The following is a 26502-nucleotide window of genomic DNA, read 5'->3' as shown; positions in this document are numbered from 1 at the left end:
AGCGAGCGCCGTACGACCCGATGCCGCACGGCCCGCCCGAGGTCGGCGTCGGTCCGTGGGAGGGCGAGTGGCCGGTCGGTGAGGAGTACGACGCGGAGCTGCTGCGCGAGGGCGACCGGCGCAACGTGGTCGACCGCTACCGCTACTGGAGGCTCGAGGCGATCGTCGCCGACCTGGACACCCGGCGGCACGGATTCCACGTCGCGATCGAGAACTGGCAGCACGACTTCAACATCGGCACGATCGTCCGCACGGCCAACGCCTTCCTCGCCGCCGAGGTCCACATCGTCGGCAACCGGCGCTGGAACCGTCGCGGTGCGATGGTCACCGACCGCTACCAGCACGTGCGGCACCACCCGACGCCCGAGGACCTGGCCTCCTACCTGCACGAGCGCGGTGTGCGGCTGCTCGGCATCGACAACCTCCCCGGCGCTGCGCACCTCGAGACGATGGCGCTGCCACGCGAGGTGTGCTTCCTCTTCGGCCAGGAGGGCCCGGGGCTCTCCGAGGTGGCGCGCGAGGTGTGCGACGGGACCTTCTCGATCGCGCAGTTCGGTTCGACCCGCTCCATCAACGCCAGCTCGGCGGCGGCGATCGCGATGCACGGCTGGATCCGCGAGCACGCGGACCTGTCGGGCGGCGACGCCTGGCGCGGCTGAGGTGCTCATCGGTCCTGGAAGACGAACCGGACGTCGGCGAAGAAGTTGACGCCTCGCGCCACCCGACGCGGGAAACGGCTCCTGCCGGCGATGACGAACCGGCCGTTCCCCGCCCTGGCGGCGCGCAGCGGCCCGGACTTCCACACCTGGGTCTTGTAGAAGTGCGTGGTCCGCGCGGCACCGCCCGCGGGCAGGTAGTAGGAAGCGACGTAGGAACGGCCCTCGCTCAGCGCGACGGGGGCGTCCACCTCGATCACGCGCCAGCCCCCCTTCGTCGGCCGGGACCCCGCCCTCGGCAGCGTCACCTTCGCCAGTCGCGTGCCGTTGCTGGACCACAACGACACCGATCTCGGTGCCGGGGTGCCGCGCACCTGGAAGTAGCGCAGCGCCGTGACAGTGCCGTCCCTCGTCGCGCTGAACTGGACGCCCACCTCGGTCCCGCGCCTGGCTGAGGGTCTCGACGTCGGCTTCGTGCCGCCGAACAGGGTGGCGCTCCGCAGGCCCTGCGCGGGGTGGGCGGGATCGCCCGGGTTGCCGGTGTCACCTGGGTTGCCCGGGGTGCCCGGTGTGCCCGGGGTGCCCGGCGGCGTGGCGGGCCCCGCGGCCGTGGTGAACGTCCACGAGAGCGGCTCGAGGTCGACTCCGTCGTCGGACGTGACGCCGGCGAGGTCGACCGTGACCTGCGCCAGCGCCGGCAGGGCGGCCGAGGGGGTGAAGGTCAGTCGGCGGCCACCCTCGGAGGACGAGACGCTGCCGGCGACCGGCGAGCCGCCGGAGCGGAGCGTGAAGGAGTGGCCGGGCTCGACCGGCGCGCTGAAGCCCACGGTGACGGAAGCGTTCGTCGCGACGCCGGTCGCGCCCGGGGCGGGCTGGCGGTCGGTCACGGCCAGCGTCGGCGCCCCGTCCGGTGCGCCCGACGGCTGGAACAGCACGTCGACGTAGTAGTTGGTGTTGCGGAAGCTCTGGTCGGGGAAGCCGGTGGGCGAGTTGGCGTAGACCCCGGACTCGCCGCCGGCGAAGCCACCGGGGACCGAGAGCGGGTCGGCCTCGATCCCGGCGAGCTCGAAGGCGTCGCTGAGGACGGCGTACCTGCCCTGCGGTGCCGTGTAGGAGACGACGTAGGTCTGCCCGGCCTGCACGGCCACCGGGCTGGCGAAGGAGACCTGCTGCCAGCCGGTGGCGCTCTCCGCGGAGAACGTCGCCTGGGCGAGCTCGACGCCGGTCGCGCTCCACAGCCGGCCGACGTGCACGCCGTCGTTGCCGGGACCCTTGTAGAACCGGACGCCGGTGACCTGGCCGTCGCGGGTGGGCACGAACCGCAGGCCGAGGTGGCTGGCCGAGGTGTCGCTGTCGGCCGGGGTCTCGGGGACCTCGTCGCCGAAGATCGAGCACGGGCAGGCGACGTCCGGGTGGCGGGTCCGGGCCGGTCCGATGTTGGCGCTGTCGTCGACCGCGCGGACGCGGACCGCGCGAGCGCCGTACCCGTGCTGGGTGTAGGTGTAGCTCCAGCTCGTGGTGCCGGTGGCGGGGTGCCACGTGGCCCCGCGGTCGGTGGAGACCTCGACGCCGGCGACCTCGCCGCCGCCCGCGTCGGTCGCGGTGCCCTCGATCGTCACCCGGTCACCGTTGGCCTGCTGGCCGGCGGCACCGGAGGTGATCGCGACCGTGGGCCCGACGGTGTCGGTGGACGCGCTCGCCGGTGTCAGCGTCGGCATCAGGGTGGTCGGCTGGGCGCCCATGTCGGCCAGCAGGTTGACCTGCGCCTGCTGCATGCGGTCGTCGGCCGGCGGCGGCGTCCCCGGTGCGTCGTGGGTGTCGTCGAGGCCCCACGTCCACTGGACGGTGCCGGCGCCGAAGACCAGCGCGCCGCTGGCGGCGCGGTACATCGTCAGGTGGTGGGTGGTGGTGCCGGGTCGGATGTACGTCGGCTCCTCGAGGTTGCCGAACCCGTGGACGTACTGCGGCGTGGGGCCGACCGTGGTCGAGAGCCTGATCAGGCCGGGCGGGCGGAAGCCGTTGTCGAGGTCCTCGTCGGACTCGTAGCCCACCGTCGACGGTGTGAGCTGGCGCGACTCGCCGGCGGGCAGCCCCGCGAGGCTGGTGTTGCGCCACAGCCGCAGGCGGCCCTCGCGGGCGTCGACGGTGAGTGCGAGGTCGTCGTGGTTGGCCTTGAAGATCGTGCCCGTCACGGCGTTCTCGGGCAGCCCGGCGCCGTTGGCCTGCGACGCGTAGCGCGGGTCGCGGAACGTGCCGGTCCACTCCGCCGACGGGTCGACCTTGCCGAACTGCCAGGTCTCCTTGTAGCTCGTGAGCGTGCGGTAGGACGTCGAGCTGCCGTCGATCGAGGGCTCCCAGCGCACGCGCCAGTACATCTCGTTGCCCGAGAGGAACATCAGGTTGACCCCGGCGTCGCGGGCGGCCTCGACGTTGGCGCGCTGCCGGCCGGACCAGTACTCGTCGTGGCCCACCGACAGGAACGTCCGGTGGTTGCGCAGCAGGTCGCCGCGACGGTCGGTGTCGGGCCCGGCGATGTAGGAGACGTCGTAGCCGTTGCGCTCGAGGAAGCGCACCAGCGGGAACTCGTTGGCGAAGTAGTAGTCGCGTCCCCACGGGACGGCACCGCGCGTGACCATCGGCCGGTTGTAGGAGATCTTGTAGGCGCGGGCCGGGGAGCCGTGTGTGCCGCCGCCGTAGAAGTCGGCGCCAAACCGGTTGTAGGCCTGCCAGGTCGTGTCGGAGGTCTGGAACACGAGGTCGGAGTGGCTCGTGTCGTCGCGGACGATGAACGTGATGTGGCTGGCGCCGCCTCCCTGCCGGTTGAGCACGGCGATGTAGACGCCCGACACGGCGCTCGCGGGGACGTCCCACGACGCGGAGACGTCCCAGTTGCCGCAGTCGAGGAGGTCGGTGGTGACGTCGTTGATGCACGGCGGCTGCGACTGGGGCTGGATCGTGCCCGGCAGCGCCTGGACCAGCCGCGCCCCCAGTCCCTGGTAGTAGCCCGTGCGGTAGATCCGGATCGTGTACGGCGTCGTGGACCGCACCTTGAAGTCGATCCGCTCGCCGCGGTCGACCGAGATGTCGGTCGAGAACCCCTGCACGTCGGGGTCGCCGGAACCGGAGATGTCCCACTCGCTCGGCGGTGCGCCCGGCAGCTCGTTCTCGCAGGCGATGTCGTTCGCGCAGGCCGCGGCGGCGGCCGTAGCGGTCAGTGCCGCCTGCGGGGTCGCGAGCAGCCCCGCGACCAGCGCCCCCGCGATCAGGGCGTGCTTGATGTTCCCGAGTCCCCAGCCGTGCATCGGTGCCCCCATGACCCCATTGATCCGTGCCCCTACCCAGTGGCATGGCATCACGATCCGCGCGGCGATGAATCGCCTCATTTGGGGCAATCGAGCCCTCAGCGAGACGTCAGGGCGGCCTCCAGCGTCGCGAGCCCGCGCGAGCTGTGGCTCTTCACGGTGCCCTCGGCGATGCCGAGCTCGCGGGCGGTCTCCCGCACGTCGAGGCCGAGCCAGTGGCGCAGCACCACGACCTTGCGCTGCATCACCGGTAGGTCCTGGAGGGCCTCGAACAGCGCACTGCGCTCCTCCACCGGCAGCGGCTCGCGTGCGCTCGGATCGTGGCCGTCGAGGCCGGGCGTCTCGCGCCGGTGCGGCCGCCTGGTCTCGTCGATGTGCGAGCGCACGATGATCTGTCGCACGTAGGCGTCCTCGGCGCCCTGGCGGCGCAGGCGCGGCCACGCGACGTACAGCTTCGTCAACGCGACCTGGAGCAGGTCGTCGGCCTGGTGCCAGTCCCCGCAGACGGCGTAGGCGATCCGGCGCAGGTAGGTCTGGCGCGCGGCGACGTAGGCGGTGAAGGCCGCGTCGCGCTCGGCGGCCCTCACCGCAGGCCCTCGCCCGACGCGAGCTGCTGGCTGGCCCAGTCGACGAAGGCGTCGAGGTCGGCGAACGCGGTCGTGTAGGAGTCGACAATGGCCTCGCCGGCCACGACCCGGCCCAGCACCCAGACAGTCGCGCCGTCCGCCGTCCTCACCTCGGCGGCGACGACATGGTCGCCCTGCCCGGCGAGGGCCGGGGGCAAGTCGCCCGCGCGGCGCTGGCGCACTAGCCGCGCACCTTCGCTGGCGAGCAGCTCGCCAGCCGAGGTCATCGTCGCGGCTGGTGCGACGGGCTCGACTTCCCCTCCGCCGGTGGCGGCGTTCGCGACGTCGAGCGTGCGCTGGGTGGCCACCGCCGTGACCAGCCAGTCGGCGAGCGCTCCGACCGCGTCATTGGTGTGGATGCTGGTGCTGCCCTTGCCCTGCATGACCGCGAGGGTGAACTTCTCCTCGGCCCCGCGGGTGGACCGCAGCCCGACGGAGGTCCACCCGCGTCGGGTGTATCCCATCGGGTTGTCGATCTGCTCGACCACGGTCCAGCCCTTCGCGACGCGGAGCGTGCCGGCGTCGTCATAGGTCGCCGGGTTGCCGAGGAAGCTCACCGACGGCTGGACGGCCTCGGGCCGCTCCGACGTCGACTCCGACGGCGTGGGGCTGGGCGCCTCGGAGGCGACCTCGCCCGACCGGGCACCGTCGCCCCCCGGGGCGACCGCCCAGCCGATCCCGCCGACCACGATCGCGCTGGCGAGGGCCGCGGCTCCCAGCGCCGTACGCCGCCGGCGCAGCGCCGTACGTCCCGGGCCCAGGAAGTCGGTCGGTGGACGGTCGCGACCGTCGCCGAACGATGCGTCGAGCTCGGCGTGCCAGTCGATCCGTGTGGTCATCTCAGCCTCCCGTGGGTGTTCACGAGGAGAACGGACCCGGGATGCGATCGGTTGTCAGGCCGACTCAGGCAGCAGGAAGTTGAGGGCGGACCGGCCGCGTGCGGCGTGCAGGACGACGAGCTCGGGGCTGATCCCGACGGCGTCGGCGACCTCCTCGACGGGCAGGTCGAGCCAGTCGTGCAGGACGAGCGCCTTGCGCTGGATCGTGCTCAGCGACTGCAGGCCGTCGAAGAGCAGCGACTCGTCCTCGATCGGATAGTCGTCGCCGTGCGCGTTGCAGCTGCGCGGCGTGGGCGAGTCGGTGACGACGGCCCGGGCCAGCGCACGGTGCACGAAGGCGTCGGCCCCGGCGCCGTCCTGGATGGCGGACCACGCGTCGTACAACCCGCTCAGGGTCCCGAGCACGAGCGCCTCGGCCTGCGTCCAGTCGCAGCAGATGGCGTGCGCGAGCCGGCGCACGTGCGGGCCGCGCTCGGCGACGTAGTCGCTGAATGCCTCACCGGTGGGCAGGGCGTACGACGCCGTCGGCTGGTCGACGCCCTCGAGGGACGCGTCGATCTCGTGCACCCAGTCGATGCTGGTCGTCATGGTCCTCCCCTTCGTCCTACCGGTGTTGACGCTGTGACGGTGCAATTGGTTGCGCGGGACCTCGAACTGGCCCAGACCACCTGCGTTCGCGGACCAGCGGGTAGCCACTAGGGTCGAGGCGACCACCGAAACGCCTTCCCAGGAGCACGCCATGCCGATCGCCACTCCCGAGGTCTACGCGCAGATGCTGGACGCCGCGCAGGAGAAGTCCTTCGCCTACCCGGCCATCAACGTCTCGTCCTCGCAGACCCTCAACGCGGCCCTCCAGGGATTCGCCGACGCGGGCTCGGACGGCATCATCCAGGTCTCCACCGGCGGCGCGGAGTACCTCTCCGGGCCCAACGTGAAGAACATGGTCAGTGGCTCCGTGGCCTTCGCGGCCTACGCCGCCGAGGTCGCGAAGAACTACCCCGTCAACATCGCCCTGCACACCGACCACTGCCCCAAGGACAAGCTCGACGGCTTCGTCCGGCCGCTCATCGACATCTCGGCCGAGCGCGTGGCGCGCGGCGAGAACCCCCTCTTCCAGTCCCACATGTGGGACGGCTCCGCGGTGCCGCTGGAGGAGAACCTCGAGATCGCGCAGGAGCTGCTGGAGAAGTGCGCCGCGGCGAAGATCATCCTCGAGGTCGAGATCGGCGTCGTCGGCGGCGAGGAGGACGGCGTCGTCGCCGAGATCAACGAGCAGCTCTACACGACCCCCGAGGACGCGCTCGCCACGCTGCGCGCCCTCGGCAGCGGCGAGAAGGGTCGCTACATGACGGCCCTGACCTTCGGCAACGTGCACGGTGTCTACAAGCCGGGCAACGTCCAGCTGCGCCCCGAGATCCTGCGTGACGCCCAGGCCGCGGTCGCCGCGGAGCTCGGCCTCGGCGCCGACGCCCGCCCGTTCGACCTGGTCTTCCACGGCGGGTCCGGCTCGAGTGCCGAGGAGATCGGTGCGGCCGTCGACTTCGGCGTGGTGAAGATGAACGTCGACACCGACACGCAGTACGCCTTCACCCGGCCGGTCGCCGGTCACATGCTCAGCAACTACGACGGCGTGCTCAAGATCGACGGCGAGGTCGGCAACAAGAAGGCCTACGACCCGCGGGCGTGGGGCAAGGCCGCCGAGGCCGGGATGGCCGCGCGGATCGTCGAGGCCTGCGAGAACCTGCGCTCGGCCGGCACCTCGCTGGGGGCCTGAGTCAGCTCGGCGCCCGATTCACCGCCCCGTTCAGCGCTCGGCGAAGTGCCGCGGCCGCTCGAAGGCGAGCACCGCGAGCAGCCCGAGGGCCAGCACGACGGGGAGCAGGAGCAGAGACTGGGCCATCGCGTCGGTGAACGGCCCGGCCACCTGCTCCGGCAGCGTCCCGCCACCGGCGGTGCCCTCGGAGGGCGAGAACGTCAGGCCGTTGGCGGCGAGCCGCGCGTCGATCAGCACCGCGATCGCCGCCGAGCCCAGCACCGCGCCGACCTGGCGCGTCGCGTTGTAGACGCCCGAGCCGGCACCGGCGCGCTGCGGCGGGAGGTTGCGGTTGGCCGTGGTGGCCAGCGGTCCCCAGAGGAACGAGCTGCCCAGTCCCATGAGGGCGAAGACCAGCACCAGCTCCCACAGCGCGGTGTCGGGTGAGAGCACGAGGGCGAGCACGGTGACCGCGACGCCGAGGCCGACGAAGCCGCCGAGGGTGAGCATCCGTGGGTGGAGCCGGTCGGTCAGCCGCCCGGCGATCGGTGCGGCCAGGATCGACGTGACGGCCATCGGGGCGAGCAGCAGCCCGGCCTGCGTGGGGGAGTAGCCGCGGACGAGCTGCGCCCACAGCATCAGCGGGAAGCCCATGGCGGTGAACGCGAAGGACACGGTCGTGATCGCCACGTTGGACACCGAGAAGTTGCGGTCGCCGAACAGGCTGAGCGGCACGAGCGGCTCGCGGGTGTTGCGGGCCTGCCAGAACACGAAGACCGCGAGCACGACGAGACCGGCGATGATCAGCGACCAGACCGTGATGGGCCCGGTGATGGTCGACCAGTCGTACTGCTCGCCCTCCTGGATGCCGAAGACCAACAGGAACATGCCCACGCCGCTGAGGGCCACGCCGAGCCAGTCGAAGCGGTGGTCATGGGTCTGGAGGCTCGGCACGAGGCGCCAGGCCAGCACGAAGCCCAGGATGCCGACGGGGACGTTGACGAAGAAGATCCACTCCCAGCCGAGGGAGTCGACGAGCACGCCGCCGGCGATCGGGCCGACGAGCGTGGCGACCCCGGCGGTGGCGCCCCACAGGGCCATCGCCGAGCCGCGGCGCTCGATCGGGAAGATCCGGGTGATCACGGACATGGTCTGGGGCGTCATCATCGATGCGCCGAGGCCCTGTGCGACCCGGGCGGCGATGAGGCCCTCGATCGTGTTCGTGAGGCCGCAGGCGAGTGACGCACCGGTGAAGACGACCAGGCCGACCAGGTAGAGGTTCTTCGGTCCGAAGCGGTCGCCGAGGCGGCCGGTGATGAGCACGGGCACGGCATAGGCCAGCAGGTAGGCGCTGGTCACCCAGACGACCTCGTTCACGCCGGCCTGGAGGTCCTCGATGATCGCGGGCGTCGCGACCGTCACGATCGTGGTGTCCACGAGGATCATGAAGAAGCCCAGGCACAGGGCCCACAGGGCCGGCCAGGGATTCGTCTCGTGCGCCGGGGCGGGGCTGGTCTCGCGGCTGGTCTCGGTGCTCACCCGACCTAGTGAACACCCCCAGTCTCGGGCATGCGGCACCCGAGCCCCCGGGTCTACCTTCGCAAAGGATGGCCCGGAGGTCCCGGGTCGACCCAGGGGAGGCATCCATGCGTTCAACCATGTTCAAACGGCACCGCGCACGCGCGGCCGCCGTGGGGGCGGGGGCCATCGCCCTCAGTGTCCTCAGCGCCGCGCCGGTCGGCGCGACGGTCGTGTCCGGCGACGACGCCACGGCACTGGCGACGGCCATCGTGGGCGGGGCACCGCTCACCGGCGCCGCACTGTCGGTCGACTACCCGTGCGTCGCCGACGACCCGACGACCACGACGACCGACGAGGGCGTCTGCCCGACCGGGGTCGGCACGACGCCGATGGCGGGCTTCCCGACCAACGGCTCCACCTTCGGGATCATCACCTCGGGCAACGCCGCCCTGGCCGACGACCCGAACGACGACAGCGGCGCGGGCGAGAACTGGAGCGTCTCCGCGACGTCCATCGGCCCGGGCGTCTACGACAACCAGACGCTGCGCATCGACCTCGGGGCGGCCACCGGCAACTGCCTGGCCTTCGACTTCAAGTTCCTCTCCGAGGAGTACCCCGAGTACGTCAACTCCGGCTACAACGACGCCTTCATCGCCCAGCTCAACACGCTGGCGGTCACCGCCGACCCGACCACGCAGACCGTCTCGGCACCCGGCAACTTCGCCGCCGGCGCGGGCGACGTCATCTCCGTCGACGGCGCCGGTCCGAGCGCCATGACCGCGGAGCAGGCCGCCGGATCGACGTACGACGGCTCGACGCTGCCGCTCGTGGCGCGCACGCCCGTCGTGCCCGGCGCGACCAACACGCTCTACCTCACGATCTTCGACCAGGGTGACGGCATCCTCGACAGCGCGGCCTTCGTCGACAACCTGCGCTACGAGACCCAGCCGGCCGGCCTGTGCAAGTCGCTCGCCGTCGATCCCTTCGAGGGCACCACGGGCGTCGTGCTCACGCCCGGTACCACCGGGACCTTGTCGCCGGACCTGTCGACGTTCACGATCCCGGTGACCAGCAACCTGCCGACCGGGCCGATCCCGACCAACCTCACCGCGGTCGGGTCGTTCGTCAACTGGGGTGACGTCGTGCCGCGCACGAAGGCAGGGACGAGCCCGCGGATGGCCAAGAAGGCCACGACGCCCTTCGGCAGCGGGACCGCGTCCATCCCGGCGGGCGGCAGCGGCAACCTGGTGCTCGCCACGACCCCGACCGGCGTGGCCGCGATCCAGGCGGCGCAGGCCCAGCCGGCGACCCTGCTGGCCCAGGCCAAGCAGGCGACGGCCAAGGCCAAGAAGTACACCAAGAAGGCCAAGAAGCTGAAGAAGAAGGCCAAGAAGGCGTCCGCGCCCAAGGCCAAGAAGCTGCTGAAGAAGGCGAAGAAGCTGAAGAAGAAGGCGAAGTCGGCGAGGAAACTGGCGACGTCCCTCACCGCCCAGAGCAAGGCGGTCGCCGCCACGCCCCTCGGCACCGCCGTCGTAACGGTCACCAACCCGTCCAACGCGAAGTCGGAGGTGCTGCGGATCCAGATCCCGCGCTGACGCGGGTGGTGCCTCGTTGTCCCGGGTAACGCCACCTTCCGCGCACTCCCGCCATCGTCAGTGGTGGCGGGAGTGCAGGTTGCGTGGCGTTACCCGCGGGGAGGTCACGACGTACGGCGCGAGGTCGCTGATGTCCGTGCCGAACCGCGCCACGGTGCCGGCGTACTCGCGGGCGAGCCGTCGCAGCGCTGCCGGTCGACCGGCCAGGCAGTCGTGCATCGTGATCCGGGAGACGCCGAGCTTGAAGCCGGCGATGAAGTCCTGGCGCAGCTTCTCCTCCCACAGGACGTGGTGCGGGGTCATGTCCTGCTGCTCGAGGAAGTACTTCAGCTTGCCGTCGGTCTCGAACAGGTGGCGACCGACGCGGATGTCGCCCCAGATCGTGCGGGTGCCGTCGCTGATCCCGAACTGCGTCTGCGGATGCCCGACTCCGAGGTCGTGCACGAGCCCCCGGCCGAGCGACTCGAGGTAGGTCTCGGCCCCGTCGTCCGCGAGCGCGACGGCGCGATCGACGCGATGCTTGAACGGCCAGCCCACCATGGGGCGCGCCGCTCCCTCGAGATCGGCATGAGTCACGCCGAGCCGGAGGGCAGCGTCGCAGGCGGCCATCCGCGGCCACAGGCCATGCAGCCGGGTCATGTCGAGCGCGGTGCGGGCCGCATCCAGCACACGCAGCCCGCTGACCTCGAGCACCTGGTCGGGACGAAAGAGCGCCCCGTGCTTCACGACCCCGGCGGAGGTGATGGTTGCCCGGCGCTCGGGTCTGGAGACGTGGATCGCGCTGGCCCTGGCGTCAGGGACGCCGAGTCCCAGGATGATCGCGGCGGAGTCGTGACTGAAGACGACCGGCCGCGGCATCGTGAGGCTCGCCGCTCGGATCCGTAGCAGGGGAGCCTCGCGGAACGGGTCGAGTGCTCGATACGAGTCGCCGTCGACGTACGCGCTCCTGCGCAGGCGGACCCAGTCGCCGGCTACGACGAGCCTGGCGATGTCGCGGGCACTCAGCCCCGCGGCGAGCGCTTGTGGATGGGTGATGATTCCGTGCTGGGCGACGGCGGGCAGGTAGCTGGTGAGGTCCATGTCGCCACCGTCGGCCGCCCCACGGACACCGATGCGCGTCGCGCGTCCTGCCTGTGGATGGCCCCTCGCGCCGTCGGCATGTGGATGCCGACCGGTCCGCTCCACCTCACCTGGTGCCCGGGTAACGCCACACAACAAGCGCTCCCGCCACCATCAGTGGTGGCGGGAGCGTACGTGTCGTGGCGTTACCCGGAGGTGGGGGGCGTCAGCGCGGGCCGGCGTTGCCCGGCACCCCGTCGGGATCGGAGTAGGGCGCACCCGGCTCGTGGGCGGCGAGGTCCTTGATCACCCGCGGGTCGTCGGAGTCGGCGAAGTAGTCGAACGGGATCGTCTCGTCCGAGCCGTTGGAGACCTTGAGGGCGTTCAGGATCGCGCTGAGCACGACCGTGATGACGAGGTTGAGGGCGAAGGCCGTCATCGCGATGTAGCCCATGTCCTCGAGGCCGGGGATGGCCGCGAGGGAGCCGCCGAAGTGCTTGCCGGTGACCGGGTTGACGACCTGGTAGGCCTCGACGGTGCCGTACACCATGGCGACGGCCCAGCCGGCGAGCAGCGCCCACCGGTGGAACCAGCGGGTGTAGAGGCTGAACACCACGACCGGGAAGGTCTGGAGGATCCAGATCCCGCCGAGCAGCTGGAAGTTGATGGCGTTCTGCTTGTCGAGCGTCAGCACGAAGACCAGCGCGAACGCCTTCACGATCAGCGACATCAGCTTGGAGACCTTGGCCTCCTGCGCGGGGGTCGCGTCGGGCTTGAGCCACTCCTTGTAGATGTTGCGGCTGAAGGTGTTGGCCGCGGCGATCGACATGATCGCCGCGGGCACGAGCGCACCGATCGCGATGGCCGCGAAGGCGATCCCGGCGAACCACGCCGGGAACATGTCCTCGAACAGCTGCGGGATGACGAGCTGTGCGTTGGGCTCGCCGTCGAGGCCGATCGGCGTCGTCCCGGCGGCGATGGCCACCCAGCCGAGCAGGGCGAGCAGGCCCAGCACGAAGGAGTAGGCGGGCAGGATCGCGGCGTTGCGTCGGATCGTGTTGCGGCTGTCGGAGGACAGCGACGCCGTGATCGAGTGGGGATACATGAACAGCGCGAGCGCGGAGCCGAGCGCGAGCGTGGCGTACGCCCAGCTCTGGCCGACCCCGGGGACGAACGACCCGGTCGGGGCGCCGGTGGCCTCGTTGGTGGTCGCCATCTTGTCCTGTGCCGCGCCGAAGATCGCGTCCCAGCCGCCGACCTGTCCGGGGAGGTAGATCACCGCGACGATGATCACGAGGTAGATCAGGATGTCCTTGACGAACGCGATGACCGCGGGCGCCCGCAGGCCGCTGGAGTAGGTGAAGGCGGCCAGCACGGCGAAGGCGATGAACAGCGGCAGGTCCTTGGCGACGATGTTGTCGCCGCCGCCGAGCCCGGCCACCTCGAGCACGGCCTGGATGCCGACGAGCTGGAGCGCGATGTAGGGCATCGTCGCCACGAAGCCGGTCACCGCCACCGCCAGCGAGAGGCTGCGGCTGTCGTAGCGACCGCGGACGAAGTCGGCCGTCGTGACGTAGCCGTGGCGGTGGCTGACCGACCACAGGCGGGCCATGAAGATGAAGATGATGGGGTAGAGCACGATCGTGTAGGGCACCGCGAAGAAGCCGGCGACCGCGCCGGTGGCGAACATCGCGGCGGGTACGGCGACGAACGTGTACGCCGTGTAGAGGTCACCGCCCAGCAGGAACCAGGTGATCCAGGTGCCGAACTTGCGACCACCCAGGCCCCACTCGTCGAGCGACTCGAGCCCGTCGCCGGCCTTGAACCGCGAGGCCATGAAGCCCGCCACGGCGACCAGCACGAACAGCACGATCAGGACCGCGAGCGCGACCCCGTTGACGCCGGTCCCGGCCGCCATCGGCAGCACCGCGGCGCTCATCGCTTGCCCGCCGAGATCCCGCGCGCCGCCAGCGTCAGGCGGTAGGCGGTGTAGGTCATGGCCGAGCAGAGGAAGACCCAGAGGAACTGGTACCAGAAGAAGAACGGGAAGCCCCACAGCTCGGGCTCGTCCTTGGCGTAGCTCGGCACCCACATCAACGCAATGATCGGGATGGCCAGCAGCACGCCCGCCGCCACCATCATGGGCTTGTTGGTCGCAGGGGGCCCGTCTTCAGGGCGCGGACGATCCGGTTCGTTCCCGAGTGTCATCCCAGCAGGCTACAACCGGTGTGACCCGGGTCACCGACGGGTCGGGGTCAGCCGAGGAGCGTGTCGTACGCCGTCTGGCTGGAGTCCCGCAGGAAGCCGGAGCAGCGCTCCCACTCGGCGGTCTCGCCGATCGCCCGGGCCGCGAGCGCGAGGATCGCCAGGCAGGTCAGGAAGCCGCGGTTGGGCTCGTGCTCCCACGGCACCGGCCCGTGGCCCTTCCAGCCGTTGCGGCGCAGCATGTCGAGCGAGCGGTGGTAGCCGACGCGCGAGTAGGCGTAGACGGTGACGTCGTCGGCGCCCTCGGTCCTCGCCTGCTCCGCGAGACCGGCCCACGCGGCGGGGGAGTCGGGGTGGCGGCGTACGACCGCGGCCGGCGTCTCGCCTGCGGCGAGCTCGGCGGCGGCCGGGTCCTCCGGCAGGTGGGTGGGCGGGGGACCGGCCAGGAGGTCGACGTGGCTCATGGCCTCAGGATTCCATGTCCGTGGTCGGCGTCGTCGCCCAGCCCCACGGGCGCTCGCGATACCACTGCGTGATGACGTACTTCATGCCCGCGCGCACCGGCCTGGCGTGGTGGAGGGTGGACGGGTTGAGGGCGCCGTCGGGGCCGTGGTTGTCCCAGACGAGCAGCATGCCGGCCTCGGGCCGGAACTCGCGCCCGACCGAGGCGAAGTGCGTCTCGCCGCCGGCCTCGACCTCGTTGAGGTAGGCCATGAACGTCCAGGTGCGCTGGCCGGCGACAGAGCAGTGGAGGTCGTAGTCGACGCTGCCCGGCTGGAAGTAGTCGGTGTGGGCCTTGAACTGCTGGCCCACCTCGTAGCGCTGGCCCTGGAGCGGCTCCGCGTGCGCCGGGTCGATGCCGGACGTCTCGGTGAGCCGGGCGGCCAACGCCACCACGACCGGTTCGTGCGGCGGCAGGTCGCAGGTGGAGCTGGTCCGGAACGTCTCGTCGCCGTTGGGGTCGGCCAGGGTCGAGGGCCGGTGCTGCGCCTCGATCAGTGCGACCAGCGCGGCGCACTCGTCGCGGGAGAGGAAGTCGCGCACGACGAAGAGGTCCAGCTGCGGGGTGACGACCTGCTCCGTGCCGGGCCGGGCGAGCAGCCGGGCGGCGGAGGTCTCGCCGGGCCGGTCCATGGCTGCGACCCTAGCGGCGCGGGTCCTCGACGTCGTCGGGGGCCTCGGACTCCGCGAAGGCGGCCTCGGCCTCCTCGCCGAACTCCTCCTGGGCGGTGTCGACGAACCCCTCGAGCAGTGCGGTGCGGCCGTCCTGGCCGCGGATGAAGCTCTCCCAGTCGGCGTCCCCACGGCGCACGTCCTCGGCGAACTCCTGCATGTCACGGCCCATCGCGCCGCTCCGGGCGACCTCCTGGAGCTGCTCCTTCTCCTCCTGCGTGAACATGGGCTGCGCGCGGGCGGCGTCGAGCTCGGCGCGGGCCATCGCGAGCTCGGCGTGGAGCTCGGCGTAGCCGAGCCGGGACTCCTGGGCGGCCCGCCTGACCTCGTCAGACACCGATCGGCTCCCCGGGCAGCATGGTCGGGGTGAGCTTGTCGACCATGACGACGATCAGGGACTTGGTGAAGCGCAGCGCCGAGACGATCATCTTGAGGTAGGCGATGGCCTTCTGGGCCCGCTTGTAGGCGTCCCAGCACTTCTTGACGAACTTCACCTGCCCGTAGACCGGGATGTACTGCAGCGCCCACGCGCTGGCGATCAGGTCGACCGCCAGGCGGATGCAGTCGACGACCAGCTGCGCGACGTTGACGCACTCCTTGGCGAGGTCCTTGAGCGACTGCCCGAGCTCCTTGAACGAGTCGGACTGGTCGGTCAGCGCGGTGTCCCAGACGATCATCCCGGCGGCGTGCTGGTTGGCGGCCAGCCCCTCCCAGGTCTTCAGCACGCGGCTGTCGGCGGTGCGGAGGTTGTCGCGGGTGGTGCCGAGACGATCACCCACGATCTCCCAGCAGCTGGCCTGGGTCGACAGGCCCACGACGTCGCCGGCGATCCAGTCGGTGACCTCGCCGCGCACGTCCCAGCCGCAGAACTTCTCGAGGGCCCAGCACAGGTTGTCGAACACGAAGCCGAACGAGACCTCGGGCAGGTCGCCCTCGGACGCGTACGGCGCGGAGGCGCCCACCGGGGCGAGGGCGAAGAACGCCGAGCCCCGACTGGCGTCGATGCCGTCGCCCTGGAACCGGGAGGCGACGCCGTCGTCGGTCCGCTCGAAGTCGCCGACGGTCCGGTCGGTGGCCACGGCATACTGCCGCATCACCGTCTCGTTCTCGGCGAGCAGCTCCTTCATCTGGGGCAGCAGCGCGGCGTAGTCGCTGGTGAGCTCCTCGACGATCTTGCCGAAGTCCGCGTCGACGCAGTAGCTGTTGGCGAGGCCCTCGCAGCCGCCGAGGTCGCGCGAGACGTCGTCGAGGGCGGTGGCGTAGCCGCGCAGCTCGGGCAGGTCGACGCGCAGCTGCCCGCCTCCGCCGGTGGGTTCCCTGGCCTCCGCCATCGTGGTCTCCTCGGGTCGTGGGTGGGTGCCGCATCCACTACCCGGTGGGACCGTCGGGAAAACCTCAGGTGCGCGACCCCAGGAAGACCGCGACGAGCAGACCGACGCACACGAGCGTCACCAGGAGGATCGCGACCCACTGGCGCGAGCGTCGCCAGCGGAACAGCTGGGCGAGCAGCAGGAGCACGATGCCGGCCCCGCCGGCGGACAGGCAGGTCGTCTTGAGGGTCGCCGACGCCGACTCCGACATCGCCCCGGCCACGAGCGAGAGCACGGCGGCGAGAGCCGCCACGCGCAGCATGATGATCCGCCCGACGTCCTCCCCGACGTAGGCGGCCAGCTCCCCGACCCCGGCGTCATCGGGGATGTCGTGCGGGTCGCGCGGCGAGGTCGACATGGCCAGCAGTGTGTCAGGCCGTGGTGGGCGCGCCGAGCAGGCGGCGCACGGTCTCCGCCCCGAGCGCGACGACGAGCGTGGGCAGGCGCGGACCGCGGTCGGCGTCGACGAGCAGGTTGTAGAGCAGCGTGAAGAACGCCTTCTGGTCGGCCTTGACCTGGTCGGTCGGGGCGTCCTCGAAACCGAGCCCGCGCGCGACCTTGGGCACGCCGTAGACGACCGAGGTCACCTCGTCGAGCTCGAGCTCGTCGGGCAGCCGGTCGAGGAAGATGCGCAACCACAGCTCCTCGTCCTCGCTCAACGACGCCAGCCGGTCGGTGTCGGGGTCGGAGCGCACCGTGGTCCGCTCGCCCGCCGGGAGCGACGCCGTCCAGGCCATCGCCCGCGCCAGCCGCGGCTCGAGCTGCTCGACCGTGTCGTGCGGGAAGCCGAGGTGCTCGATGACGCGGCTGATCAGGTCGGCCGAGCCGGCGGTGACGTCGGCGACCGACGACAGCGTCCGGAAGGGTACGGCGACGTCCGGGACCGGCAGCGGACCGTCGGCTGTCGCCGAGGCGCGCTCGAACGCCAGCACCGCGACGTCGCGCTTGGCGGGGTCGGCGGCCTTGCGGCGCAACGCGTCCCACTCGTCGTACAACCGCACGACCTCGGGGCCGAAGTCGATCGTGAAGGCCTGCTTGGGCGCGCGGCGCGTGTAGAGCCAGCGCACCATCGGCGCCTCGAGGATCGCGAGGGCGTCGGCCGGGGTCGGCACGCCGCCGCTCGACGACGACATCTTCTGCACGCCGGCGATGCCGACGAAGGCGTAGGTGACACGCGCCGGGGCCTGCCAGTCGAAGATCGAGGCGACCAGCTCCTGCCCGACCGTGTAGCTGGAGCCGGGCGTCATGTGGTCGAGGCCGGCGGGCTCGAAGTCGACCTTCTCCCACGCCCAGCGCATGGGCCAGTCGACCTTCCACACCAGCTTGCCGCCGTCCTCCTCGGACACGGTCGTGGAGCCCTGGTGGCCGTCGACGCGGCAGGTGTAGGTGAGGACGGTGGTCTCGTCGTCGTACGACGTCACGTCGGTCGTGTCGCGTCCGCACTCGCCGCACCACGGCCTGTAGGGGAAGCGGGCCAGGTCGCCGGAGCCGGCGGGCTCCTCCTCGTTGGCGACCGAGTCGGCCAGCGACTCGGCCTCCTCCTCGCTCTCGGCGAGGGTCTCCGGCGCGGCCTTCGTGCGGTAGCGCCCGAGCACCTCCTCGATCCGGTCGCGGTGCCTGATCGCGTGCAGCACCTGCTCGCGGTAGGTGCCGGCCTGGTACATCACCGTCTGGCTGACCTCGTCCATCTGGACGCCCATCTCGGCGAGCGAGGCGCGCAGCGGCTCCTTGAAGTGCTCGGCCCACGACGGGTGGCACTCCCACGGGTCGGGTACGGCGCTGAGCGGGCGGCCGATGTGGTCGGCCCACTCCGCGGGGACCCCGGCGGGCACCTTGCGGAAGCGGTCGTAGTCGTCCCACGAGTGCAGGTGGCGCACGGCCACCCCGCGGCGCCGCAGCTCCTCGGCCACGAAGTGCGGCGTCAGGAACTCGCGCAGGTTGCCGAGGTGGATCGGCCCGGACGGGCTGGCACCGGAGGCGACCGTGACGAGGTTGCCCTCACCGGCGTGGCGGACGGCATCGTCGGCCGCGCGCGTCACCCAGTCGATGGGCTCGCCGGACCGACCGCCTCGTGCCCCGCCTCGTGACATGGCTGCTGTGCTCCTGTGTGCTCGACGTCGTGAGCGCCAAGGCTAGTCAAGGCCGCTGAGGACGTGACAAGGGCACCGGAGTCATCCCCTGCGGCGACTCCGATGCCCTGCGCGTCGGGCCTGTCGGCCGGTCCAGTGACACACCCCCGCGATACACCGGACTCCAACGCGTGCGTCCATTCTGGCGGTGGCCGTCCCCTGCCACATGGCTCCTCGGTGCCGGTGGCACTAACCTGCCAGTCATGGCTGTCGACGGTCCGTCCTCCGTGCTCACCTCCCTGGGTCTGAGCAGGGACACCGAACGCCTCTACTACCAGCTCGCACCGGCCGCGGGCGCCTCGATCGACGGCGTCGCCCAGCTGCTGCAGGTCGACCGCGCGACCCTGCTGAGTGACCTCGCCCCGCTGCTCGAGCTGGGGCTGATCAGCCTCGACGGGGAGAAGCTCGTGGTGCCCACGATGGCCGGTGTCATCTCCGACCTCGTGCGCGGGGAGGCCGGGCGCGCCGCCGTGATCGCCGCCCGGCTCGACGCCCTCGCGCGGACGGTGCCGCAGCTCGTGGCGGCCTCGACCCGTCCGTCGGTGGGCGAGCTGTCGGAGGTGCACGCCCTGGACGGCGAGCTCAGCTCGGGCGGTGACGCGCTGGCACTGATCCGGAAGATGCTGCGCACGAGCAGCGGCGACATGCTCTGGCTGCGCCCCGACGCGTGGGCGATGCCGCGCGAGTCGGTGGTCGGCGAGATGGTCGCCGAGCAGATGGCCGCCGGCCGGCGGTCCCGGGCGATCTATCCCGTCCGGGCGCTCAACGAGGCGCCGGAGGCACTGCGGAGCCGCGCCCGGGTCGGCGAGCAGATCCGGGTCATCTCCGAGCTGCCGACGCGGATGTTCATCCTCGGCGACGCGCACGCGGTCCTGCCGGAGCCGATCGGCTACGCCGACGAGCCCCGCGTGCACATCCGCCAGCGGTCCGTCGTCGCCGCGCTGACCCTGTGGTTCGAGGCCCTGTGGGCGGTCGCGACCCCGGTCCCCGAGCTGGACAGCGGCCAGGCCCGGCCGGACCTGCGGCGCTTCCTGTTGGAGCAGCTCGTGGCCGGCTCGCCGGACGAGGCGATCGCGCGCAAGCTCGGGATCAGCCTGCGGACCGTGCGGCGCCGCATCGCCGCGCTGATGGTCGAGCTGGGCGTCGACACCCGCTTCCAGGCCGGGGCCGAGGCGGTGCGGCGCGGCTGGCTCTGAGGTTCAGCCCCCGGTGGGCGGCAGCACCATCTCGTACGCCGCCCGCTCGAGCCGCCACGTCCGCGACCGCTCGGGTCCGTAGATCTCCCCGTCGGCCGAGACCCAGAACTCCTCGCCGGTGACGGAGACCTCGCGCCCGCGCAGGTAGAGCACGTCGTCGCGCTCGTGGTGCTCGCCCTTGCGCAGCTGCAGGATGTAGCCGACCTTGGCCGTCGGGGAGACCGCGCGCGAGATCATCACGTCGAGGACGCCGTCCTCCGTGTCGGCCTCGGGCGTCAGCTCGGTGCCGCCGCCGACGCTGGTGCCGTTGCCGACGGAGACCATCAGCAGGGGCCGGTCGAGGTCGTTGACCACCGTCCCGTCGATCTCGACCCGGAGCCGATGGCTGGGCGGCATGGTCGCGGAGAGCAGGGTGCCGATGGGGTAGCCGAGCTTGCCGAGGTTGACCTTGCCGATCCCCACCGAGCCGAGCCGGGTCTTCCAGCGGTGGCCGCGACGGCTCGCCTGCGCGCTCGCGCCCACGTGCACGTTGTTGACCACGATCTCGCCGGTCTCGTCGACGATCAGGTCGACCGGGCGGGACTCCCCGGTCAGCACGAGGCGGGCGGCGTCCTCGACGTCGAGGGGGATGTCGGTCCCACGGGCGAAGTCGTTGCCGGTCCCGAGCGGCAGCAGCGCCAGCGTCTTCCCGGCCAGCTCGTGGCGCTTGTGCAGGGCGGCGACCACGGCGTGCAGGCTCCCGTCCCCGCCGGCCACCACGATCCGTCGCGACCCCGCCCGGTGCAGCACGCCGTCGAGCTCGCCCGGGTTGCGGGTGCCGGCGACCTCGACGGACGCCGACTCGCGCAGCACCGCGAGCGCCAGTTCGAGGTTCTCCTGGTCGGCGGTGCCCGCGTCGGAGTTGGTGATCACGAGCAGCGGGTCCACGCGGCGGACAGTATCCGACGGTGCGCTAACGTGTGGCCGCAAGAGCTCCGGTGCACTTGTGCCGGGGTTCGTCGCTTTCCAGTGCCGTCTCACCCCAGGAGGGCTGCGATGCCCGCGATCGTCGTGCTCGGTGCCCAGTGGGGCGATGAAGGCAAGGGCAAGGCCACCGACCTGCTCGCCACGACCGACACCATCGACTTCGTCGTCCGCACGAGCGGCGGCCACAACGCCGGCCACACGATCGTCGTCAACGGCGAGAAGTTCGCCACCCACCTGCTGCCCAGCGGCATCCTGACGCCGGGCGCGACCAGCGTGATCGCCAACGGCGTCGTGGTGTCGCCGGAGGCGCTCTTCCGCGAGCTCGACAGCCTCATCGAGCGCGGGGTCCAGGTCGCCGAGCTGAAGGTCAGCGCCAACGCCCACGTCATCGCGAGCTACCACGCGACCATGGACAAGGTCACCGAACGCTTCCTCGGCAAGAACCAGATCGGCACGACCGGTCGCGGGATCGGGCCGGCGTACGCCGACAAGATCAACCGCGTCGGCGTCCGCATCGCCGACCTGTTCGACGAGAAGATCCTGCGGGAGAAGATCGAGGCCGCGCTCGACGTCCGCAACCACCTGCTGACCAAGGTCTACAACCGGCGCGCGATCGAGGTCGACGCGGTCGTCGAGGAGCTCCTCTCCTACACCGAGCGGCTCCGCCCGATGGTCTGCGACACCTCGCTGCTGCTCAACCGGGCGCTCGACGACGGCCGCACGGTGCTGTTCGAGGGCGCGCAGGCCACGATGCTCGACGTCGACCACGGCACCTATCCGTTCGTGACGTCCTCCAACCCGGTCGCGGGCGGCGTGTGCGTCGGTGCCGGCGTCGGCCCGACCCGGATCGACCGGGTCATCGGCGTGATCAAGGCCTACACGACCCGCGTCGGCTCCGGCCCGTTCCCCACCGAGCTCTTCGACCAGGACGGCATCGAGCTCCAGCGCATCGGCGGCGAGATCGGCGTCTCCACCGGTCGCACCCGTCGCTGCGGGTGGTACGACGCCGTCATCGCCCGCTACGCCTCGCGGGTCAACGGCCTCACCGAGTTCTTCCTGACCAAGCTCGACGTCCTCGACAGCTGGGAGCGCATCCCGGTGTGCGTCGCCTACGAGATCGACGGGGAGCGCGTCGACGAGATGCCGATGACGCAGACCGAGTTCCACCACGCCAAGCCGGTCTACGAGTTCTTCGACGGCTGGCAGACCGACATCTCCGGCTGCCGCAGCTTCGACGACCTGCCCGCCAACGCCCAGGCCTACGTCAAGGCGCTCGAGGACATCTCCGGCGCGCCGATCTGGGGCGTCGGCGTGGGGCCGGGGCGCGAGCAGACGCTCACCGTCCACGACTGAGGGGGAGCCATGTTGACCGTGCGGGGGCTGTCACGGGCGTACGGCGAGGCGCTGGTGGTCGACGAGGTGACGTTCGACGTCCGACCCGGTCGGTTGACCGGCTTCGTGGGCGCGAACGGTGCGGGCAAGACCACGACCATGCGGATGCTGATGGGCGTGCTGGCGCCGACGGCCGGCGAGGTGCTCTGGGACGGTGCGCCGATCACCACCGAGCAGCGGCGCACCTTCGGCTACATGCCGGAGGAGCGAGGGCTCTATCCGCGGATGTCACTGGTCGACCAGCTGGTGTTCCTCGCCCGGCTGCACGGCCTCGACAAGGCCGCAGCGACCGAGCGGGCACGACACCTCCTCGACCACTTCGGGCTCGACGAGCGCCGCGACGACCTGCTCGACTCGCTCAGCCTCGGCAACCAGCAGCGCGTGCAGGTGGCGGCCGCGCTCATCCACCGGCCCACCGCCCTGATCCTCGACGAGCCCTTCAGCGGCCTCGACCCGCTCGCCGTCGACTCCATGGTCGAGCTGCTGAACGACGAGGTCGGGCCCGACGTCCCGGTGCTGTTCTCCAGCCACCAGCTCGAGCTCGTGGAGCGGCTGTGCGACGACCTGGTCATCCTGAGCGGCGGGCGCGTGGTCGTGGCCGGTGCCACCGACGAGCTGCGTGAGGGCGGACCGCTGCGCTACCGCGTCGTGGTCGACGACCCGACCGTCCTCGAGTCGCTGCCCGGCGCCACCCTCGACCGCCGCGACGGCGACGCTGCGTTCGTCACGATCAGCGAGGGCGACCCGGCCGACCTGCTGGCCCACCTGACGGGCCGCACCCGGGTCAGCGAGTTCCACCGCCACGTCGAGCCCCTCGCCCACGTCTTCCGGGAGGCCACGCGATGAGCGAGCCGAACGCCACGTCGACCTGGCGGATCGTCGCCGAGCGCGAGGTCCGCGCGAAGTTCAAGGAGAAGAGCTTCGTCTGGGGCTTCCTGGCGATGCTCCTGATCTCGTGGGCAGGACTGGTGGCCCTCGACTACTTCGGCGACCGCGACACGACGTACGACCTGGGTCTCGTGGGCGCCCCCGCCGAGGCCGGGCAGCGGATCGAGGCAGCGCTGGGCGAGGGCTACGTCGTGGCCGTCGACGCCTATCCCGACCGCGAGGCCGCCGAGGCCGCGATCACCGACGGCGACATCGACGCGGCGGCGATCGTCGGCGACGACGGCTGGACGCTCGTCGCCGACAACGACGTCGACGCCCCGCTCGAGGCGGCCGTGCGCTCGAGCGTCGCGGCCGACGCCGTCGCCCGCAACGCCGCCGCCCAGGACGTCGACCTCGCGGCCCTCAACGCCGGTGCCGAGGTGCAGGTCGACCTGCTCGACCCCGACGCCGACGACGTCGGCCAGCGCAAGCTCGTCGCCTTCGGGCTGTCCCTGATCTTCTACCTCGTCGCGATGCTCTTCGGGATGCAGATCGCCCAGAGCGTGGTCTCGGAGAAGGAGAGCCGGGTCGTGGAGATCCTCGCTGCGGCCATCCCGACCCGGGCGCTGCTGTGGGGCAAGATCGCCGGCAACACGCTGCTCGCCCTCGGCCAGGTGGTCGTGCTCGTCGGCGGCGGGCTCGCGATCTTCGCCGTGCTCGGCAACCGCACCCTGCTGACCGGCGTGGGACCGGCGATGGTGTGGTTCGTCGCGTTCTTCGCGCTCGGCTTCATCGCGCTCGCCGCGCTCTGGTCGGCCGCCGGCGCGCTCTCGTCTCGGGTGCAGGACATCGCCTCGACCACGATGCCGTTGCAGATGGTGCTGCTCGCGGGCTACATGATCGGCGCCTTCGCCAGCGGGGTCGCCCTCGACATCGCCTCGCAGGTGCCGGTGGTGTCCGCCATCGTGATGCCGGGCCGTCTGGCGTACGACGACGTCGCGCTGTGGGAGGTCCTGCTCTCGCTCGGGCTCAACGTGGTCGCGGCGGTGCTGCTCGTCCGCCTCGGCGCCCGGATCTACGACCACAACCTGATGCAGACCAACCGCAAGGTCGGCTTCGGGGAGGCCCTGCGCCGCCGATAGGATCGACGCCCGTGAAGACACTCGTGATCGGCACCGGTGGCCGCGAACACGCACTCGCGCTCGCGCTGGCCCTCGATCCGGGCGTCACCGAGGTCCACGCCGCCCCGGGCAACCCGGGCATCGCCGCGGTCGCGACCCTGCACGCGGTCGACCCGATGGACGGTGCGGCCGTGACCGCCCTCGCGACGCGGCTCGGCATCGACCTGGTCGTCGTCGGTCCCGAGGCGCCGCTCGTCGCTGGGGTCGCCGATCCCGTCCGCGCGGCCGGCATCTCCGTCTACGGCCCGTCGAAGGAGGCGGCCCGGCTCGAGGGGTCCAAGGCGTTCAGCAAGGACGTGATGGCCGCCGCGGGCGTCCCGACCGCCGGGTCGCGCGTGTGCGTCACCCCGGAGGAGGCCGCCGCCGCCCTCGACGAGCTCGGTGCGCCGTACGTCGTGAAGGACGACGCGCTCGCCGCCGGCAAGGGCGTCGTCGTCACCACCTCCCGCGACGAGGCGCTCGCGCACGCCGCCGCCTGCGGGCGCGTGGTGGTCGAGGAGTTCCTCGACGGGCCGGAGGTCTCCGTCTTCGCGGTCTGCGACGGCCGCACGGCCCGGGCCCTGCAGCCGGCCCAGGACTTCAAGCGGATCTTCGACGGCGGGCTCGGCGCCAACACCGGCGGCATGGGGTCCTACTCGCCGTTGCCGTGGGCGCCGGCGGGCCTCGCCGACGACGTGCTCGCCGCCGTGGTCCAGCCGACCCTCGACGAGATGTCGCGACGCGGGACGCCGTTCGTCGGCACGCTCTACGTCGGCCTCGCGCTCACGCAGGACGGGCCGCGGGTCATCGAGTTCAACTGCCGCTTCGGCGACCCCGACACCCAGCCGGTCCTCGCGCTCATGACCTCGCCGCTCGGCAGCCTGCTCAAGGCGGCCGCCGACGGTGACCTGGACTCGGTGCCCGCACCGACCTTCGCGCCGGGCGCGTCGGTGACCGTCGTGATGGCGAGCGCGGGCTATCCCGAGTCGTCCTCGACGGGCGACGTCGTCGTCGGGACGGAGACCCTCGCCGAGGAGCCCGACGTCGACGTGATCCACGCGGGCACGGCCGACGCCGACGGCCGGCTCGTGACGGCCGGTGGCCGGGTGCTCGCCGTACGCGCCGTCGGGACCGACGTCGCCGACGCCCGGGCCAAGGCCTACGAGGGCGTCGCCTCCATCTCGTTCCCCGGCGCCCAGTGGCGCCGCGACATCGCGGCCGAGCCGCTCGGTGTCGTCGAAGGGGCAGCCGTCCTCGACCAGGAGCTCTCGTGACCGTCCCCAACGTCCTCGCCACCCGCTACGCCGCCGCCGACCTCGCGGCCATCTGGTCGCCCGAGCACAAGATCGTGCTCGAGCGGCAGCTGTGGATCGCCGTGCTCCGGGCGCAGCGCGACCTCGGCGTCGAGGTGCCCGACGGCGTGGTCGAGGCCTACGAGGCGGTCGTGGACCAGGTGGACCTGGCGAGCATCGCGGCCCGCGAGCGGATCACCCGCCACGACGTGAAGGCCAGGATCGAGGAGTTCGCGGCCCTGGCCGGCCACGAGCACATCCACAAGGGCATGACGAGCCGCGACCTGACGGAGAACGTCGAGCAGCTCCAGGTGAAGCAGTCGCTGGCGCTGCTCCGCGACCGTGCCGTCGCGACCATCGCCCGGCTCGCGCGGCTCGCGACCGAGCACGAGACCACCGTGATGGCCGGCCGCTCGCACAACGTCGCCGCCCAGGCGACCACCCTCGGCAAGCGGTTCGCGACGATCGCCGACGAGATGCTGATCGGGCTCCAGCGCGTCGAGGAGCTGCTCGCGCGCTACCCGCTGCGCGGCATCAAGGGCCCGATGGGCACCTCGCAGGACATGCTCGACCTGCTCGGCGGCGACGCGGCCAGGCTCGACGACCTCGAGTCGCGGATCGCCGCCCACCTCGGCTTCGACCACGTGCTGACCAGCGTCGGCCAGGTCTATCCCCGCTCCCTCGACTTCGACGTCCTCAGCGCCGTCGTGCAGCTCGTCGCGGGTCCCTCCAACCTCGCCACCACCATCCGGCTGATGGCCGGCATCGAGCTCGTGACCGAGGGCTTCAAGGAGGGCCAGGTCGGCTCCTCGGCGATGCCGCACAAGATGAACACCCGCTCCTGCGAGCGCGTCAACGGCCTCGCCGTCATCACCCGCGGCTACCTCTCGATGGTCGGCGAGCTCGCCGGCGACCAGTGGAACGAGGGCGACGTGTCCTGCTCGGTCGTACGCCGCGTGGCGCTGCCCGACGCGTTCTTCGCCGCCGACGGGCTGTTCCAGACGTTCCTCACCGTCCTCGACGAGTTCGGCGCGTTCCCGGCCGTGATCCAGCGCGAGCTCGACCGCTACCTGCCGTTCCTGGCCACCACCAAGGTGTTGATGGCGGCCGTGCGCAACGGCGTGGGCCGCGAGGTCGGCCACGAAGCGATCAAGGAGGCGGCCGTCGGGGTCGCCCTCGACATGCGCCAGGGCCAGGCCGAGAACGACGTGTTCGACCGGCTCGCCGCCGACCCGCGCCTGGGCCTGACCCGTGCCCAGATCGACGCGCTGGTGGCCGATCCGATCGAGTTCACCGGCGCGGCCGTGATGCAGGTGCAGGCCGTGGTCACCCAGGTGGAGGCCGTCGTCGCCCGCCACCCCGACGCAGCGGCGTACGCGCCGGGCGCCATCCTCTGACGCC

General features: G+C 71.6%; 24 protein-coding genes. 9 read left to right on the top strand and 15 right to left on the bottom strand.

The annotated features are described in order from the left end of the window. Nucleotides 1-20: 20 nt before the first annotated feature. Nucleotides 21-659, top strand: coding sequence for a TrmH family RNA methyltransferase (locus C7S10_RS17010; protein ID WP_108345762.1), 639 nt, complete (start codon nucleotides 21-23; stop codon nucleotides 657-659). A gap of 5 nt (nucleotides 660-664) precedes the next feature. Here C7S10_RS17010 and C7S10_RS17005 read toward each other — a convergent pair whose 3' ends face one another. The 4 genes from C7S10_RS17005 to C7S10_RS16990 all read right to left on the bottom strand — a co-directional run bounded on the left by C7S10_RS17005 (nucleotide 665) and on the right by C7S10_RS16990 (nucleotide 6011). Next, nucleotides 665-3970 (bottom strand): N,N-dimethylformamidase beta subunit family domain-containing protein, encoded by a 3306-nt coding sequence (locus C7S10_RS17005; RefSeq protein ID WP_108345642.1) that lies wholly within the window; start codon nucleotides 3968-3970, stop codon nucleotides 665-667. An 86-nt stretch (nucleotides 3971-4056) separates the two neighbouring features. Continuing rightward, nucleotides 4057-4545 carry a SigE family RNA polymerase sigma factor gene (locus C7S10_RS17000; RefSeq protein ID WP_108345641.1) on the bottom strand — a complete coding sequence of 163 codons (489 nt, stop codon included), beginning with the start codon at nucleotides 4543-4545 and terminating at the stop codon, nucleotides 4057-4059. Next, a complete protein-coding gene (locus tag C7S10_RS16995) occupies nucleotides 4542-5423 on the bottom strand; it encodes a hypothetical protein (RefSeq protein ID WP_108345640.1) in 882 nt (293 codons plus the stop codon). Before C7S10_RS16995 ends, C7S10_RS17000 begins: the two co-directional genes overlap by 4 nt. Before the next feature lie 54 nt (nucleotides 5424-5477). Beyond that, a complete protein-coding gene (locus C7S10_RS16990) occupies nucleotides 5478-6011 on the bottom strand; it encodes a sigma factor-like helix-turn-helix DNA-binding protein (RefSeq protein WP_165807204.1) in 534 nt (177 codons plus the stop codon). Between the two features lie 151 nt (nucleotides 6012-6162). Between C7S10_RS16990 and fbaA the strand changes: the two genes are divergently transcribed. Continuing rightward, nucleotides 6163-7197, top strand: a complete 1035-nt coding sequence (gene fbaA, locus C7S10_RS16985) for a class II fructose-bisphosphate aldolase (RefSeq protein WP_108345638.1) — start codon at nucleotides 6163-6165, stop codon at nucleotides 7195-7197. A gap of 30 nt (nucleotides 7198-7227) precedes the next feature. On the opposite strand, the gene C7S10_RS16980 is transcribed toward fbaA, so the two are convergent. After that, entirely contained in the window at nucleotides 7228-8715 is a 1488-nt protein-coding gene (locus tag C7S10_RS16980) for a DHA2 family efflux MFS transporter permease subunit (RefSeq protein WP_279303177.1), read from the bottom strand. Between the two features lie 107 nt (nucleotides 8716-8822). On the opposite strand from C7S10_RS16980, the gene C7S10_RS22330 reads away from it, so the two are divergent. Then, on the top strand, nucleotides 8823-10292 hold the full coding sequence (locus C7S10_RS22330) for a choice-of-anchor L domain-containing protein (protein ID WP_165807203.1): 1470 nt from the start codon (nucleotides 8823-8825) through the stop codon (nucleotides 10290-10292). A 57-nt stretch (nucleotides 10293-10349) separates the two neighbouring features. On the opposite strand, the gene C7S10_RS16970 is transcribed toward C7S10_RS22330, so the two are convergent. From C7S10_RS16970 to lysS, 9 genes are all read right to left on the bottom strand, one after another. Further along, a complete protein-coding gene (locus tag C7S10_RS16970) occupies nucleotides 10350-11372 on the bottom strand; it encodes a type IV toxin-antitoxin system AbiEi family antitoxin domain-containing protein (protein ID WP_108345636.1) in 1023 nt (340 codons plus the stop codon). Nucleotides 11373-11577: 205 nt separating this feature from the next. Next, on the bottom strand, nucleotides 11578-13290 hold the full coding sequence (gene mctP, locus C7S10_RS16965; protein ID WP_243395443.1) for a monocarboxylate uptake permease MctP: 1713 nt from the start codon (nucleotides 13288-13290) through the stop codon (nucleotides 11578-11580). Then, nucleotides 13287-13559 carry a DUF3311 domain-containing protein gene (locus tag C7S10_RS16960; RefSeq protein WP_108345635.1) on the bottom strand — a complete coding sequence of 91 codons (273 nt, stop codon included), beginning with the start codon at nucleotides 13557-13559 and terminating at the stop codon, nucleotides 13287-13289. Before C7S10_RS16960 ends, mctP begins: the two co-directional genes overlap by 4 nt. A gap of 47 nt (nucleotides 13560-13606) precedes the next feature. Continuing rightward, nucleotides 13607-14020 carry a DUF3151 domain-containing protein gene (locus C7S10_RS16955; protein WP_108345634.1) on the bottom strand — a complete coding sequence of 138 codons (414 nt, stop codon included), beginning with the start codon at nucleotides 14018-14020 and terminating at the stop codon, nucleotides 13607-13609. Between the two features lie 4 nt (nucleotides 14021-14024). Then, nucleotides 14025-14690, bottom strand: a complete 666-nt coding sequence (locus C7S10_RS16950; protein ID WP_108345633.1) for a prolyl hydroxylase family protein — start codon at nucleotides 14688-14690, stop codon at nucleotides 14025-14027. Between the two features lie 10 nt (nucleotides 14691-14700). Further along, nucleotides 14701-15066, bottom strand: a complete 366-nt coding sequence (locus tag C7S10_RS16945; protein ID WP_108345632.1) for a hypothetical protein — start codon at nucleotides 15064-15066, stop codon at nucleotides 14701-14703. Then, a complete protein-coding gene (locus C7S10_RS16940; RefSeq protein WP_108345631.1) occupies nucleotides 15059-16060 on the bottom strand; it encodes a hypothetical protein in 1002 nt (333 codons plus the stop codon). Before C7S10_RS16940 ends, C7S10_RS16945 begins: the two co-directional genes overlap by 8 nt. Before the next feature lie 64 nt (nucleotides 16061-16124). Beyond that, the gene (locus C7S10_RS16935; protein ID WP_108345630.1) at nucleotides 16125-16457 is read right to left on the bottom strand and encodes a hypothetical protein; all 333 of its coding nucleotides are present in this window, start codon (nucleotides 16455-16457) and stop codon (nucleotides 16125-16127) included. Between the two features lie 13 nt (nucleotides 16458-16470). Further along, nucleotides 16471-18189, bottom strand: coding sequence for a lysine--tRNA ligase (gene lysS, locus C7S10_RS16930; protein WP_108345629.1), 1719 nt, complete (start codon nucleotides 18187-18189; stop codon nucleotides 16471-16473). Between the two features lie 242 nt (nucleotides 18190-18431). Between lysS and C7S10_RS16925 the strand changes: the two genes are divergently transcribed. After that, complete coding sequence (locus tag C7S10_RS16925) at nucleotides 18432-19424, top strand: helix-turn-helix domain-containing protein (RefSeq protein ID WP_108345628.1); 993 nt, start codon at nucleotides 18432-18434, stop codon at nucleotides 19422-19424. 3 nt (nucleotides 19425-19427) lie between these two features. Here C7S10_RS16925 and C7S10_RS16920 read toward each other — a convergent pair whose 3' ends face one another. Continuing rightward, entirely contained in the window at nucleotides 19428-20351 is a 924-nt protein-coding gene (locus C7S10_RS16920; protein ID WP_243395442.1) for a diacylglycerol/lipid kinase family protein, read from the bottom strand. 108 nt (nucleotides 20352-20459) lie between these two features. On the opposite strand from C7S10_RS16920, the gene C7S10_RS16915 reads away from it, so the two are divergent. The 5 genes from C7S10_RS16915 to purB are packed head-to-tail and all read left to right on the top strand — an operon-like array spanning nucleotide 20460 to nucleotide 26498. Further along, a complete protein-coding gene (locus C7S10_RS16915) occupies nucleotides 20460-21743 on the top strand; it encodes an adenylosuccinate synthase (RefSeq protein ID WP_108345627.1) in 1284 nt (427 codons plus the stop codon). A 9-nt stretch (nucleotides 21744-21752) separates the two neighbouring features. Further along, complete coding sequence (locus tag C7S10_RS16910) at nucleotides 21753-22628, top strand: ABC transporter ATP-binding protein (RefSeq protein ID WP_108345626.1); 876 nt, start codon at nucleotides 21753-21755, stop codon at nucleotides 22626-22628. Then, nucleotides 22625-23791 carry an ABC transporter permease gene (locus tag C7S10_RS16905; protein ID WP_108345625.1) on the top strand — a complete coding sequence of 389 codons (1167 nt, stop codon included), beginning with the start codon at nucleotides 22625-22627 and terminating at the stop codon, nucleotides 23789-23791. Before C7S10_RS16910 ends, C7S10_RS16905 begins: the two co-directional genes overlap by 4 nt. 11 nt (nucleotides 23792-23802) lie before the next feature. After that, entirely contained in the window at nucleotides 23803-25083 is a 1281-nt protein-coding gene (gene purD / locus C7S10_RS16900) for a phosphoribosylamine--glycine ligase (protein ID WP_108345624.1), read from the top strand. Next, nucleotides 25080-26498, top strand: a complete 1419-nt coding sequence (purB, locus tag C7S10_RS16895; RefSeq protein ID WP_108345623.1) for an adenylosuccinate lyase — start codon at nucleotides 25080-25082, stop codon at nucleotides 26496-26498. Before purD ends, purB begins: the two co-directional genes overlap by 4 nt. Nucleotides 26499-26502: the final 4 nt, after the last annotated feature.

The organism is Nocardioides currus, assembly GCF_003057875.1.
Lineage (GTDB): Bacteria > Actinomycetota > Actinomycetes > Propionibacteriales > Nocardioidaceae > Nocardioides > Nocardioides currus.
This window is presented reverse-complemented; position numbering and strand designations above follow the sequence as displayed.